A 14178-nucleotide genomic window follows, 5' to 3' on the forward strand; every position below is an offset into this window, starting at 1 on the left:
TGCTGCTGTCTTGCCATGATGGCCAACTGTTCCAGCAGGACATTGATGCGCCACAAGCTACGGTCCCAGCTATCTTTCGCTGGCAGAATTTATCTCAACACATTACCGAATGAGGTGAAATGGCATATAGTATGCTTCCCCTAAAAGAGATAAATGTCATGAAATTTGATGTAGCGATTGTCGGCAGTGGCCTGGCGGGTTTATCGGTTGCACTGCATTTAGCTGAGACGCGCACTGTCGCGATCATTTCCAAACGCGCGCTGCTCGATGGCGCCAGTAACTGGGCGCAGGGCGGGATCGCGGCCGTGCTGGACTCGGGCGACAGCCACCAGCAGCATATCGAAGACACCCTCATCGCCGGCGGCGGCCTGTGCGACGAGAGCGCCACGCGCTACATCGTCGAGCACGGTCGCGAAGCCATCGAATGGCTGATCGAGCAAGGCGTGCCGTTTACGCGCGACGCCACGGCCGAGCTGGGTTTTCATTTGACCCGGGAAGGCGGACACAGCCAGCGCCGCATCATCCACGCGGCCGATGCCACCGGGCACGCCGTGCAAGTGACGCTGGAAGAAAAGGTGCGCGCCCACCCGAACATCAGCCTGTTCGAACACCATTGCGCCATCGACCTGATCACCTCCGACAAGCTGGGCATGAAGCCGGCCCAGCGCAATGCGCAACCGCATTGCCACGGCCTGTACGTGCAGGATGAAAAAACGGGCAAGGTGCACACCTTTGCCGCCGAGCACACCGTGCTGGCCACAGGCGGCGCGGGCAAGGTGTATTTATATACCACCAACCCGGACACGGCCAGCGGCGACGGCATCGCCATGGCCTGGCGCGCCGGCTGCCGCGTGTCAAACATGGAATTCATCCAGTTCCACCCCACGTGTTTGTACCACCCGTATGCCAAGTCCTTCCTGATCACCGAAGCCATCCGTGGCGAAGGGGGCTTGCTGAAACTGCCGCCTGAAGCGGGCGCGGCAGCCGGCACGCGCTTCATGCTGGCCCACGACGAGCGGGCCGAGCTGGCGCCGCGCGACGTGGTGGCGCGCGCCATCGACTTCGAGATCAAGAAACGGGGCCTCGACTACGTGCACCTGGACATCAGCCACAAGCCGGCCGCATTCCTCATCGAACACTTCCCGACCATCTACGCGCGCTGCCTGGAACTGGGCATCGACATCACCAAGCAGCCTATCCCCATCGTGCCCGCCGCCCACTACACGTGCGGCGGCGTCGTCACGGATTTGGCGGGCCGCGCCGACTTGCCGGGCTTGTATGCCGTGGGCGAGACGGCTTGCACGGGCCTGCATGGCGCGAACCGCCTGGCGTCGAACTCCTTGCTCGAATGCATCGTCATCGGCCGCGCCTGCGCGCAAGATATCGAAAGCAAGGAAAAGCTGGGCACGCCATACTTGCCCGACTGGGATGAAAGCCGCGTCACGGATGCGGATGAGGAAGTGGTCATTTCCCACAACTGGGACGAGCTGCGCCGCTTCATGTGGAATTACGTGGGCATCGTTCGCACGACGAAACGCCTGGAACGGGCCCAGCACCGCATCGCCCTCTTGAAGGAAGAGATCGACGAGTACTACCGCAACTTCCGCATCACCCACGATTTGCTGGAACTGCGCAACCTGGTCGACGTGGCATCGATGATCGTCAACAGCGCGCTGTCCCGCCGCGAAAGCCGCGGCTTGCACTTCAGCCGCGATTATCCTGAAACCTTGCCGAAGGCAATCGCCAGCGTGCTGACGCCGCCGCATAGGTAGACGACCAACACAAGCGCCTTCTGACTCTGAAAGCAGGAACATCGGGGGATCGGTCATTGCGGTGTTCCGCTATCGTCCAGAAACCGACGTTGCTAGCGACAGTTTGAACTGTTGACTCATTCACTGACCGCCCTGATGGGCCCACACTACCATGTTCTTCCGTCTCGCCTTCCTTGCCGCCACCCTGACGCTCGGCTTCGCCGATTCGGCCGTCGCCGATACCGCCGTCCTTGAAAAACTCACAGCTAGCCGGCTCGCTATCACACTTGACAAAGGCACGTTATCGGGACCTGGTGCGGCACTGCTGCTGCAGGCTTCGCGCCAGGCGCAGTACGTCCTCCTCGGCGAGGATCACGGTGTCGCCGAGATCGCCCAGTTTTCATCCGCCTACTTCAATGCCTTGCCCCCTGCCGGCTTCACGACCTTGGTAACTGAAAATGGTCCAGCCGTGACGAGCGCGCTCGAACGGATGCTCAAGGGTGCCGACGCGGTTGCTGCTATCGCCAGATTCGACGCCACCTATCCAGACTCCGTTGCTTTCTACACCATGCGCCAGGAAGCAGAGATGCTCGCCGGCTTTGCCCTGGCCGCAGGACCGCGCTTCGAGTACTGGGGCATCGATCAGGAATTCGTGGGTGCGGCCAAATACCTGATCACCCTGATGCTGGCCCAGCCGGTTAATCCGGCCGCCCGCGCGAAGCTGGAAGCCTTGCGTCAAATGGAAGCTGTCGCGTCTCAAAAGGCGGCAGCCACCGGCAATCCCTTCGAGTACTTTATGCTGTCGGCCTCAACCGATGAACTGACCTCGTTGCGCCCGCTACTTGCCGGCCCCAAAGAGCAAACCGCGCTAGGCCTGCTCGATGCATTGCTGGCCACCCGTGCCATCTATCAGAAAAGCGCCTCGAAAGTGCCCGGCGATCGCGACCTATCCAACCGCTTACGTTTGACGCTGTTAAAGCGGACCCTGGAAACCCGGCTCGGCATGCAAGAGCAAAAGCTGGTGGTCAAGGTCGGCGCAAATCACGCATACAAGGGTATTAATCCACTCAACAATCGTGACATTGGCAACTTTCTGGCTGAACGCGCCGAAGGCCAGGGCCATACCTCTCTGCACCTGATCGTGCTGGCGGCGAAGGGTACGCAACTGAGATTCGCGGGAGCGGGCAAGCCACATCAGCCGGCACAAATCGAACTTGACAGCTCGGCCTCCAAACTGCTGGCCAGTGCAAGCGCCACCGACGGCAGTTGGTCTCTATTTGATCTGCGCTCACTGCGCCCAGGCTCGCGCAAACTGGCGGGGGGTGACATTGAAATGTTCAACCTGATCAACGGCTACGACTTTGCCCTGATTATCCCCGAAGGCAGCGCTTCTGCGCAGCTCGTGACACCGTAGATGGGGTGGCGGGTATTTCAATAATTGCAATTTTTCAATTAAGCTAATTCCCCGCTGCGAAACGGCCACGCGTGCACGGAAATGCTGCTTTTTCGCCTCAGGGCGGCGCCAGCCTAGAGTGAGAATTAGTGCGTTTTACAGATGGGCAAACCGCTATCCTGAACGCCGGCGGCCGGATTCGGCCAAGAGCGGCCACTTGAAATTTTTGGAAAAAAGCGATGCATTTTAGTACCTTATCAATACACGACGCTACGCTTTCAGCCATCTACGTCAGCTGGGAGGCCGCCCGATGCGATATACGTTTACTGCCAGTTGGCTTGCCGCCTCATATGCTTGTATTTGAAGGATTTACAAGCATTGAACTTCCAAGACGCGAGAGTTGGGGACCGTCCTCATCTGTCAATAGTTCTGCGGAGTTAAAGACTGGGCAATTTGAAATAGCGCTGCAATCTGGCGACACGCTTAGGATTGAAGCTGCCCATTGGTCATTTCGGCCGGAAGTCGGCTGACGGCAAGCGGCCAGAAGCGGTCTTTCAAAACCGCCCTTGCAGAGAAACGACCAAAACAGGATATTGTTGCATCACGAAAATTAAAGATGAAGATGTAATTCAAGCACTGACGGTTAATGGCATAACTTTAGACCGCTGGCTCTCCCTTGGCAGTCATCTCGTCGGCTATCTTGATGAGAGTGGTGGTCTAATGGTACGCATCATCGAGGATGATACGCTCGCCGTCGCTGCTTCCAATATGCTTCAAAAGCGCGGTCAGATTCACAACATAAAGCGTGAATAGCAGTGTCCGCTCCGGGGCGAAAGCTGCCGCCCACAAAAGGTCCTGCTCGGCACAAACAGCCATGCGCTACGGATCAGTCCAGGCAGCCAACGGTATTTATATGCGAAATGCCGCAACGACCACGGTGCCGCGGCCGGACGAACGCTGGACGCCATCCAGTGTCACTCCAATACCTGTACATGCCTCGCAAAAAGGCAGGCCACGCATCACTGATCGAACGGCAATAACTTGCCCTGTTCACGATTCCGGCATGTCAAACTCGATCCCATCCTGCGTGTACGACATCTTGGCAGATGCCCCCGCACACTCCCCCTGCGGCTCGTCCGCCACATAGCGGCATTCGCTTTCCACACTGCCATCCTCATGCCAGTGCCGCGTCCAGCCCTGGCGTTCGCCATCCACGTACTCGATCAGTTGCCTCGGCTTGCCATTCGCATACCAGGAACGCAAGGCCCCCTCCTCGCGTCCGCCCGCGTTCCACAGTTTGTGCACAAGCAACACGCCATGCCGGGTAAAACGCTGTTCGCTGCGCATCACATAATGGCCGCTATGGGTGCGCTTGCTGGCGACCTTACCGTCCGGATAATACTCGACGCTGTCGCCCGCAGGCTTGCCGTCAATGTAGCTACCCGTGCGGCGCACCTTGCCATCCGAAAAATAGCTGGTGCTGGGGCCCGTCATGATGCCGTTGACATACTGGCTGCGGCTTTCTACTGTGCCGTCCGGATAGAACAGCAGCAATTCGCCCTCCGTCTGGCCCTTGACCTGCGTCATGCGCGTGCGCAGCTTGCCATCCTGGTCGAACGTTTCCACCAGGCCATCGGCACGGGCGCCGTTGCGGTAGGTGCGCGACTCGATGAGCTTGCCACTTCGGTGATAGGTCTGCTCCTCCCCGTCCTGCACGCCATTGCGCCACGTGTTGCGCATGGAAATCTTGCCGTCCGGGTAATAGCGGGTCTGCATTCCCTCCTGCACACCGCGCCCGTCCTGCTCCACCTGCAGCTCGACCTGTCCACGCGGGTAATACATGCTGTAGTTGCCCACCAGCTTGCCGCGCAGATAATCGGGAGCATTGACCAAGCCCATCAGCCGCTTCGGTTCGCCTTCGCGCACGTGCACCACCTCGACTTGCCAGGTGCCCGGCGTCTTGCCGGGCGGCAGTGGCAACACGAGTGCATAGCGCGCCTGTTCCTTGACTTCGCCGCGCGACAGATTGTGATTCAGGTACAAACGCGCCTTGGCGTCAAGACAGGCCTGCGGCTCGCAGCCGCCCAGCTTGCCAACTTCGGGCATGGCGAGCGCTCCCGCTTCGCCTCCCACCTTGTCTGGTGCGGGACAGGATTTGATACGCATCAACAAGGGCGTCTTGTCGCGGATCAAGGGAGCCAATTGCTGCTTCATGGCAGCGTATTGCTCCGCATCCAGGCGCACGGAAACGGCATTCATCAGCACCTGCCTGCCGCCGCAGCCGCTGTCGCTGGCCAGGGTCAGCACATCGCCGTCGGGCGTCGCCTTGATCGCGGTGACTATTTGCCGCTGCTCAATCTCGGCGTGGGCCAGCGCCGGCAACAGCAGCATGGCGCCAAGCACGTGCTTCACAAGGCGCGCCATGCCTGCTCCTTGCGCAGCAGTTCCGGCGCCGGCGGCGCTTCGCCGCAGTCGCCCTGTGCCTTGCCGGCAACATACCGGCATTCATTCTTCAGGCTGCCATCCTCGCGCCAGCTGCGGCTCCAGCCGTCGCGGCGGTCGTTCACGTAGTCGATGGCTTGCTCGGGCTTGCCATTTTCATACCATGAGCGCGACGTGCCCTGCTCGCGCATTTGCGCATCCCAGCGTCTTTCCAGCACCAGCACGCCCTGGGGGCTGTAGCGCTGGATGCTCAGCAGCCCGCCTTTGTCGCCATACTGCTGGCGGCTCTGCACCTTGCCGTCAGAATAGAACTCCAGCGCTTCCCCGACCGGCAGGTCGTTGACCAGCGTCATGCTGGCGCGCACGGCGCCATCGGGAAAGTACTCCGCGCTGCTGCCATTGAACTTGCCCTTGCTCACTTGCGTGCGGCCCGCTACTTTTCCATCCGGGAAATACGCGAGCAGCTCGCCTTCCATGCGTCCATCGCGCAGCACAAAACTGGTGCTCAGCTTGCCATTCGCGTCAAACGTCTGCACGGGACCGTCCACGCGCTTGCCCTCGCGGTACACGCTAGCCTCGCGCATCTTGCCCGTCGCGTGATATTGCTGGTGTGTGCCTTCCGGCAAGCCATGGCGCCAGTTGCCACGCGATTCCAGGCTGCCATCGGCACGATACAGACTGGTGACGCCATCCTGCCGGCCCTGCCCATCCTGCGCCACCTGTTTCTCGATCTTGCCATTGGGGTAATACGAGACATAGCCGCCCACCAGTTCCCCGGATGCAAAATCGGCCTTGTTGACATGGCCGGACAGGCGCAGCTTGTGGCCGGCGACGCTAACAATCTCCACTTTCCACGTGCCTGGCAGCTTGCCTTTCGGCAAGGGCAACAGCAGCACGTTGGGCGCGTTTTCCTGCTCGATGGGGAAGAAACGTTCGTGCAGGTACAGCCGCGCACGGCCATCGGTGCAGGCGGCTGGTGTGCAGGCGGCGATCTGGCGCACGATGGGCACGCTCGCATCGTCCGGGCATTTTTTCAGGGTGACGAGCATGGGCGTCCTGGCGCGCATGCGCTCAGCAAGCTGGGCTTTCAGCGCCTCGTACGGCGCCTCGTCCAGCCTGACCGAGCGCGCATCCATGCGTATCTGCTTGCCGCCGCAGGCCGTCGTGCCCGCAATACTGAACACATCGCCGCCTTCGCTATCTGGCTCGGCGGCCATGGCTGTCACTACCAGGCGCTGCACGATGTCCGCCTGCGCCATGCCTGAGGCCAGCAAGGAGGCGCCCAACACGGCGCATATCGTCTTGATTTTCATGCTATTCCTTTAATTTTCCGTCGTGGCGACCACACCGCCCGGCACGAAGCTGACCCGGCCATCGCGGTAGCGCACCAGCACCACCACCTTGGCATCGCGCAATTGACCGTGCTGCACGGCCGGCAAGTAGGTCCAGCGCTTGACGCTATCGAGCAGCACCTTGTTGAGCATCGGCTCCATCGGCAACTCGGCCGCCGCATAGCTCAGGCTGCCATCTGCCGCGATGCTCAGGGTCAGGCGGTTTTCACCCGTTGCATGCTTTTCGTCCAGCACGCCATACGCAACCGTCGTCATCGTCTCGCGCTGCACGCCGCCGACCTGGTCCCGCAAGGGCGGCATGGCTTTGAGTTTGGCTGCCAGCAGCGCGCCCTCGGCCAGCACCTTGTCCCAGCGTTTCTGGTAAGCGCCCGGCTGGGCCAGGCGCAATACCTTGGCGTTCAGATCCATGCGCTGCGTCATGCGCGCCACGCCATTGTCGGCCGGCTGACCCGGCTCGGCCGGCAAGGCATGCTCCACGGCGTAGCGGTAAGCCGTCAGTTGCGCCAGCGCCACCAGGTTGACGGCATCGCCCTCGTCGCCACCGCGCAGCTGCGCCGCGGCCGCGATACCTAGCCAGGCCGTGCCATCTGTTGGGTGCGCCCACACGGCTTGCTCGAAGTACTGGCGCGCCGCCTGCGGTTCGTTCAGGCTCAGATGCATGCGGCCCATGGCCGCCGCCACCAGATGGTCGCGCGGGTTGGCTTGCAACAGGTCAAGATAGGTAGCGACCAGCCCCGGCTCATAGCCGGGCACCCAGCCCAGGCCCTCCAGCAACGAGGCGCGCAGCTGCGCCTGCGTACGGTCGACGCCGTAGCCGGACGGCTTTTCCTGGCCGGAACGGTACAACAGCTGCAAGCCGCGCGTGACGGCGTCATCGTCGCCCTTGCTGATCGCTTGCGACAGGCTGCGCACGGCCTTGCGCGCATCGGACGGCTGGAAACCGGGCGCCTTGCGCGTGCGCCAGCGAAACACTTCCAGGCCAGCCGCCTGCTCGGCTTGCGCCTGCAAGCTGGCCTTGGCCTTGGTTTCATCGGGCGACGAGGTCCAGGCCGTAAAGCCGATCAGGAACAGCACGATCAGCAGCACCACCACGGCCCAGCCCTTGCCCGTGATGCCGCCGCCAGTATTGCCCGCCACTGGAATGGCGGCGGGCGCCTGTCCCGGCGCCATATGGTGCGCGCCGCGCGCGCTGCGTTGCTGCGGCAGTGATTGCTGTTGCATCTGCTGCGCCTGCACGGATGCCTGCGCGGCCGCGCCGATGACCTGGTCGCGCGCGCAGGCCGCGCAACCCTGGTCCGCAAAATGCTGGTGCTCGGGATTCGCGGTACACACGACCAACTTGCCGCCGCTGCGCTGCGCATAGCCGCGCAACAACTGCGCCCAGTCGGCCGCCGACGGCCGCTGCGCTTTTGGCGACGGCGAAAACGCGCGGTCGAACATGGCGCGCAATTCGGGCGGCATCAAGGTATGACCACTGGTGATGTTCGGCGCCAGTTGCTTGTGGCGTTTGACACCATACGCATAGCAGCCGTCACGGATGCGCCCGGGAATATCGGTCGCCACTTGCGCATTGCCGGGCCGCCCGCTGTACGGGTGGATGCCGAAGTTCAGCAGCTGAAAGATGACGACGGCCAGCGCAAAACGGTCTTGCGCCATTTCCGTGCCCGCTGACATGCCCTTGCGCTGGAATTCCGGCGCCAGGTAGTCGGCCGTGAATTGCTCGGCAGGAAAACGCTCCGCATGGCCCTGGATGCTGAAGCCGTCGCAGTCGAGCATGGCGATGTACAGCGAATCGCGATAGAAACGCAAATTCACGGGTTTTAGATCGACCACGTAATGCTGCTGCTGGTGCAAGGCATCGATGACGGCGGCCAGGTTGGCGGCCAGCGTCAGCTTGGGCCCAAGTCCCGTGGGCAATCCTGCCGCGCGCGCCTGGCGCTCCTGCATGATCTGTTCCAGCTCGGCCGTTTGCGCCATGTCCAGCAGGGGCATGACGAAACCGGCGAAGCCGCCCTGGCCGTCGAACACGGCCGATTGCGGCCAGGCGATCTGCACGTAGCGCTTGCCGTTTTCCAACTGATCGGGCAGCTCGGGCGACAGTTCCAGCATCGCTTCGAGCTTGCGCCGGTTGGCGGCCCGGTCCAGATGCGGGTGGTACAGCTTGGCGACCTGCGCAGGCGCGCCGGGCAACAGATACACGCTGCCCGCGCCGCCGCTTTTAATCAGTTTGCCCAGCACCAGCGTACGGACTTTATCCAGCCAGATCTTGCCGCCCGGACTCAGGCCCGGTGTCACGCCTTGCTTCTGGCTCATGCGCGCAAGGCCAGCAGCAGGGTCTTGTCATCGCCCGTGATCTGGTGCGTGCGCGGGTCGGCCAGGGTGGACGCCAGCGCCGCATTGCCCAGTTCGATACTCTCGACCGTGCGCAGATAGCCTTGCACGGCATCCATGAATGGCGCATACAGGGCCCCATTGTTCTTGCTCATGGCAAAGGGCATGCAGCCGTCGGACATCAGCACCACGCCACGCACGGCTTGCGGAATCGCAAGCAGGCGCAGCTGTTCGCGCCAACGCTCGCCGCTGATAAAGTAGGTTTCGTTGGCGTATTCGCCGTTGGCAGGCAGCGAGATCAGCTCGCCACCATCGCCCAGCTGCGCCACGCCCAAGCCGTCGCCCAGGTGGAAAAAGAAGCCATGCTCGGCGCCCACGACCACGCCGACGACTGTGGAAGCGTAGTCGTCGAGGGTGGCGTTGGCGGCGCGGGCGATGTCGTCCAGCGCGGCGCGGATTTGCGCCAGGGTGCCGGCCAGCGCACCGTCATGTAAATCCTGCACGGTAGCGCCCTGCTCGATCCGTCCGGCAAGCGCTTGCACGGTTTGCGCGGCAACAAACTGCGCGCCCTGCTCGCTGAGGCGGGCTGAACCGGCGCCATCGCAGACGATGGCCACCAGTACCCCGTTGACCACGGTGTGTGCGTGCGCATCCTGGCAAGGAATATCCTTGTCAAGGTGCGCCTTGCCCGTGACGGACGCGCCAAACACGCGCCAATGCTTGCTTACTATCGCCATGGATCAGCGGGCTTTCACGTATTCACGACAGACCAGCCGTCCGTCGAGGCCAGTTGCGCCTGCGCACCGGGACGCGATTGCGACACCACCTGCATGCTGGCGCTCAGCCACAGGAACAGTTCACGGAACTGCAAGCCCTTCAGCTGCTTCACGCCGCGCTCGCCACGGCTGGAAAACTGCCCCAGGGTATCGATATTCGCGTGGTCGCCCACGGCGATCGGGAAGATCGCCACTTTATTCGCCTGCTCGGCCGCGCGCGCCTGCTCTGCGCCATGCTGCCAGCGGTCCGTCGGTTCGCCGTCCGACATCAAGAACAGCCACGGCCGCGTGTACGCCACGCCGGCGGCGCGGAAGCGCTGCTTTTCCTGCTCGATTTCGGCCAGCGCCAGTTCGACTGCCGCGCCGGTCGGCGTGGTGCCGTTCGCTTCCAACCGGGGCGCCGTGAAATCCATGGCGTCGCACCAGTTGCTGGCCACCACGGCTTCATCGTGGGCGCCATATTGAATCACCAGGATGCGCACGCGCTTGGCGGCGATCACGTCGGACTTGAGTTCCTGTTCCAGCAAGGCCAGGCCTTCGTTGAGCAGCGAGACGGGTTCGCCATCCATGCTGCCGGAACAGTCCAGCACGAGCACCAGCGGCGTGCGTTGTTCGGTGTTGTCGACCAGGGCGACGTCGGGGATCATTATTGAACTCATGGGCAATCGGTAAATGTGAAATCGGACATAGTGCGAATCTTACATCATGGACATGTTTTAGCCGCGCGAGTTTCCTACAGAACACTATCCACGCAGATTTGCGTGCACCATTGCAGCACCGATATCTTTGTACTATCTTGATAGTTGCCCAGGCCAGATGGCAGCGACCAGCCCTTCCTCACAAAGGTGGGGCGGATCACTGCGCAACACCGCCCTTACCCAGTTCCGCACCTGCACGCCTGCGGCGCACTGATGTAATCAGGAAGTGGGGGCAAGCATGGGTACGGCAACAGATGTAAGCAAGCTGATCGGCGCCATGTACGACTCGGCCTGCGGCATGGGCGACTGGCCGCAGCTCGACAGCGCGGGCCTGAACGGCCAGCAATGGCAGGAACTCTTGCCGCATCTGCAACGCGCACTGTGCCTGCAGCAGCGCCTGCGCGAGGCGCAACTGGCCAGCCACTGCGCACTGGCGGCGCTCGACGCCATGGGCGCCGCCGTGCTGCTGCTCGACACGGGCCTCGGACTGCGCTTTGCCACCCCCGCCGGCCACGCCCTGCATGCGGCGCAACTGGCGAACCCCGTGCCACCCACCCTGGAGCGTGCCGTGCACCTGGTCATCGCCAGCGCCGACGGCGCACAGCAATGCCAGTCGCTGCGCCTGGCGCGCAAGCAGCAAGCACCGCTGGCACTGACAGTCACCCCGCTGCCCGCTTGCCAACCTGCCTGCGCGCTGGTGATCGCGCGCGACCCCACACAAACAGGCACGTCCGTCCCTGCCTTGCGCCAGCTGTTTGACTTGACGCAAGCCGAAGCGCAAGTGGGCAAGGCGCTGGCGCAAGGGGCCACCATCGAGGAAATCGCCGCGCGCGGCGGCATCAGCGTCAACACCGTCAAGACGCATCTGCACCACACCTATTTGAAGACGGATACGCGGCGCCAGGGCGAACTGATCGCCCTGATCCATGGTGCAACGGCGCACCTGGCTGTATTCGATGCATGAGGCCGTATCATCTGATCGGATGATGCGCAAGGCAACTTGCCTGCCTACACTGGCAAAACCGGTAGGCCGCACCTTGCCAGTGTAACCACAGCGTGTGCGCACCAGCCGGTTCGATTTCCCTGGCACCCACATCAACATCGCCGCCGCGGCAGCGGACGGCACCACATTCAAGGATGGGCTGGAAAATGAAAACATGGATCTTGGCCGGCACCCTGGGCGTCTGCGCCCTGCTGGCAAATGCGCAATCGCTCCCCGACAACCAGACCGTCACCATTCCCGGCGGACGCCTGCAGACGATCGAACTGCCGGCACACAGACATTTCATGAGTGCGGAAAGGTTTGCCCCATTCCGCGGCGGCTATGAACTGTCGAACGGACAAGTACTCTCCCTGCGCAATGCGGGCAGCATCGGCGCCATCATGTATGCGCGCATCGATGATCAGGAAGAACACCGCATCATCGCCAGCGGCAGCAACAGCTTCGTGGCGCTCGACCAGCAACTGGCCATGCGCATCGACTTGCGCGACGATGGCAGCGTGGGCGGCGAAGTGCTGATGCGGGTACCAGCCGAAAAACTGGCTAGCGGCGACATCGTGCCCGCCCATGTGCAAAGCATGGGCCTGGCATCGCGCTGAGGCGGCAAGCCACATGCCGCAGGGGTGGCAGTCATGAGCAAACAGTATTGCGTGCAACAGCAAAACGCGCTGACCCTGGAGGCCATCCGCCAGACGGCGGCCTGGTGGCGCGCTCGTCCCCTGCCCGACGCCTTGCGCCTGTGCGCTGCCAGCCATGGCGTGGCGCTGGGCACGGCCCTCATGCTCGAGCTGCAACTTGCCTGGCCCGGCAAGCCCGCCGTGTATGGCAAACTGCTGAGCGCCGACGGTCACTTCATTCATTTCGAGATGGATCTGGACGACGCCTTGCGCCCCTTGCCCGGCAGCGTGGCGTGGGACGACATCAGCGCTGGCGTCGACCTGACCGCACACAAACGGGGCACGGGGGTGGGCTATGGGGTACTTTGCAAGAAGGTGCTGCAGGAATTGAATCGCGGCGTGTCATAGCGGAACCGCTGCCTTCGCATGCTATGATCGGCGCCCCGTTCATGAGACAAATGGCAACGCTACATGCAGCATCCATCCGGCAGTAAATCCCTGTCAATGCTGCGCGGCGGCCTGCACCTGCTGGCCTGGCCCTTGCTGGCCCTGGCCAGCGCCGCCTGCACCAGCACCACGCGTCATCCTGCCAGCGAGCCCACGCAAGTCGTCCTGCGCTTCACCTATGACGACGGCAAGCCGATGCGCCATGACGAGTACATGGCCGCAGCGCGCCAGCAAACGTATATCAAGCGCTGCAGCAAGATAGGGAGCACCAGTGTCTGCGACATCGGCGTGGAAATACTCTACATGGGCGGCGACGCCACGCCGGACGCCAACGGCGAAGTACGCGTCACCGTGCGCTCGACCGGTCCCATCGGCGACACCCCGACCAGTCGCTGCATCAATGGCAAGTCCTACGTTTTCAATTCCGGCGACTGGATACGCGGTCCCTTCAGCCCCGGCCAAGTGATCGAGATCCGCTACAGGATCAGCGAAGTGAAAATGGCGTGCCCGACGTCGGAGGGCGCGCCACCGTGGTGGGACAAGGATTAAGCCAACTGGCCGGGGCCGGCTGGCCTGGCAGTTACTGCAACTCGAACTCCGCCGGAGTCAAGCCCAGCTCGCGCGCGATCTTGCTGGCCACGCGCTGCTCGTTGGCGTCGAAATTGCCGTCTGACGAAGCGACGGCGATAATCATGCGCACCAGCAAGCGCGACGCCTCCACATTCGACTTCATCTTGCCCAGCGCCTGATACGCCTTGGCTTCGCCGATATCCTTGTCGAACTCCAGCTGACCCACATAGTCCTGGAACGCCTTGATCACGTCGCTGGTGGTAAACACCGACAGCGCGTCATTGCTTTCAATAAACTTCACCATCTTCTGCTTCTCTTCCGCACTGACACTGCCGTCGGCCATGGCGATCAAGGCCGACCCTGCCATCGCGGCATTCAGGAAATCCTTGTTCTTGTACTTCAGGGCTTCCGTTTTCAGTTCACTTGCTTTGGTCTTCAGTTTGGACAGAAAGGAATCGAAACTCATGGTGGTTCTCCGGGTTGGTTATTCGTCAATACGGCAAGTTGCGCCGCCATGCTCGGTAGTTGAGGGTGCAAGCTTGAAATACAAGCAATGAAACCACACCATACGCTCACTGGCGGCATTTATCTCACCCACAGGCAAAGGCCGGGGTCTGCCCCCAATCCACCCAAGTTAAGCAACAGGCTTGCCATCAAGCAGCCTTGTAGGCCATGTATTTATGAGGCTTGTAGGCGTTGGTTTGCCGTGACCTTGATTGTCCTGGGCGATGTAGAAACGTTCGCTTGGCGATCAGAGCCAGCGCGTCGGCAAGCAAGTGGGCTGCCGCCAGCCCAAGCAGC

Annotated in this window: 13 protein-coding genes; 7 read left to right on the top strand and 6 right to left on the bottom strand. The window is 62.1% G+C overall.

Going from position 1 to position 14178, the window contains the following annotated elements; genetic code table 11:
* Nucleotides 1–158 precede the first annotated feature (158 nt).
* The 3 genes from nadB to ACQ4WL_RS12590 all read left to right on the top strand — a co-directional run bounded on the left by nadB (nt 159) and on the right by ACQ4WL_RS12590 (nt 3957).
* Nucleotides 159–1772 carry an L-aspartate oxidase gene (nadB, locus tag ACQ4WL_RS12580; RefSeq protein WP_436510058.1) on the top strand — a complete coding sequence of 538 codons (1614 nt, stop codon included), beginning with the start codon at nt 159–161 and terminating at the stop codon, nt 1770–1772.
* Between the two features lie 151 nt (nt 1773–1923).
* Nucleotides 1924–3165 (top strand): hypothetical protein, encoded by a 1242-nt coding sequence (locus ACQ4WL_RS12585; protein WP_436510059.1) that lies wholly within the window; start codon nt 1924–1926, stop codon nt 3163–3165.
* Nucleotides 3166–3633: 468 nt separating this feature from the next.
* Complete coding sequence (locus ACQ4WL_RS12590; protein ID WP_436510060.1) at nt 3634–3957, top strand: hypothetical protein; 324 nt, start codon at nt 3634–3636, stop codon at nt 3955–3957.
* 237 nt (nt 3958–4194) lie between these two features.
* On the opposite strand, the gene ACQ4WL_RS12595 is transcribed toward ACQ4WL_RS12590, so the two are convergent.
* Genes ACQ4WL_RS12595 through ACQ4WL_RS12615 form a run of 5 tightly spaced genes read right to left on the bottom strand, consistent with a single transcriptional unit; the run spans nt 4195 to nt 10704 of the window.
* A complete protein-coding gene (locus tag ACQ4WL_RS12595; protein ID WP_436510061.1) occupies nt 4195–5568 on the bottom strand; it encodes a toxin-antitoxin system YwqK family antitoxin in 1374 nt (457 codons plus the stop codon).
* Nucleotides 5553–6899: a toxin-antitoxin system YwqK family antitoxin gene (locus tag ACQ4WL_RS12600; RefSeq protein WP_436510062.1), complete on the bottom strand. Its 1347-nt coding sequence runs from the start codon at nt 6897–6899 to the stop codon at nt 5553–5555. The genes ACQ4WL_RS12595 and ACQ4WL_RS12600 overlap by 16 nt, the downstream gene beginning before the upstream one ends.
* A 9-nt stretch (nt 6900–6908) precedes the next feature.
* Entirely contained in the window at nt 6909–9251 is a 2343-nt protein-coding gene (locus ACQ4WL_RS12605; RefSeq protein ID WP_436510063.1) for a hypothetical protein, read from the bottom strand.
* Nucleotides 9248–10006, bottom strand: a complete 759-nt coding sequence (locus ACQ4WL_RS12610; protein WP_436510064.1) for a PP2C family serine/threonine-protein phosphatase — start codon at nt 10004–10006, stop codon at nt 9248–9250. Before ACQ4WL_RS12610 ends, ACQ4WL_RS12605 begins: the two co-directional genes overlap by 4 nt.
* 14 nt (nt 10007–10020) lie before the next feature.
* Nucleotides 10021–10704 (bottom strand): vWA domain-containing protein, encoded by a 684-nt coding sequence (locus ACQ4WL_RS12615; RefSeq protein WP_426054020.1) that lies wholly within the window; start codon nt 10702–10704, stop codon nt 10021–10023.
* A 277-nt stretch (nt 10705–10981) separates the two neighbouring features.
* Between ACQ4WL_RS12615 and ACQ4WL_RS12620 the strand changes: the two genes are divergently transcribed.
* The 4 genes from ACQ4WL_RS12620 (at nt 10982) to ACQ4WL_RS12635 (ending at nt 13356) form a co-directional block, all read left to right on the top strand.
* Nucleotides 10982–11707, top strand: coding sequence for a helix-turn-helix transcriptional regulator (locus ACQ4WL_RS12620; protein ID WP_436510065.1), 726 nt, complete (start codon nt 10982–10984; stop codon nt 11705–11707).
* A gap of 185 nt (nt 11708–11892) precedes the next feature.
* The gene (locus tag ACQ4WL_RS12625) at nt 11893–12342 is read left to right on the top strand and encodes a hypothetical protein (protein WP_436510066.1); all 450 of its coding nucleotides are present in this window, start codon (nt 11893–11895) and stop codon (nt 12340–12342) included.
* 33 nt (nt 12343–12375) lie between these two features.
* A complete protein-coding gene (locus ACQ4WL_RS12630) occupies nt 12376–12768 on the top strand; it encodes a hypothetical protein (protein WP_436510067.1) in 393 nt (130 codons plus the stop codon).
* A gap of 63 nt (nt 12769–12831) precedes the next feature.
* Nucleotides 12832–13356, top strand: coding sequence for a hypothetical protein (locus ACQ4WL_RS12635; RefSeq protein WP_436510068.1), 525 nt, complete (start codon nt 12832–12834; stop codon nt 13354–13356).
* A gap of 31 nt (nt 13357–13387) precedes the next feature.
* Here the strand turns inward: ACQ4WL_RS12635 and ACQ4WL_RS12640 are convergent, their stop codons facing one another.
* Entirely contained in the window at nt 13388–13843 is a 456-nt protein-coding gene (locus tag ACQ4WL_RS12640; RefSeq protein WP_102292826.1) for a tellurite resistance TerB family protein, read from the bottom strand.
* Between the last annotated feature and the right edge of the window lie 335 nt (nt 13844–14178).

This window comes from Janthinobacterium kochi, assembly GCF_051380715.1.
Classification (GTDB): Bacteria; Pseudomonadota; Gammaproteobacteria; order Burkholderiales; family Burkholderiaceae_D; genus Janthinobacterium.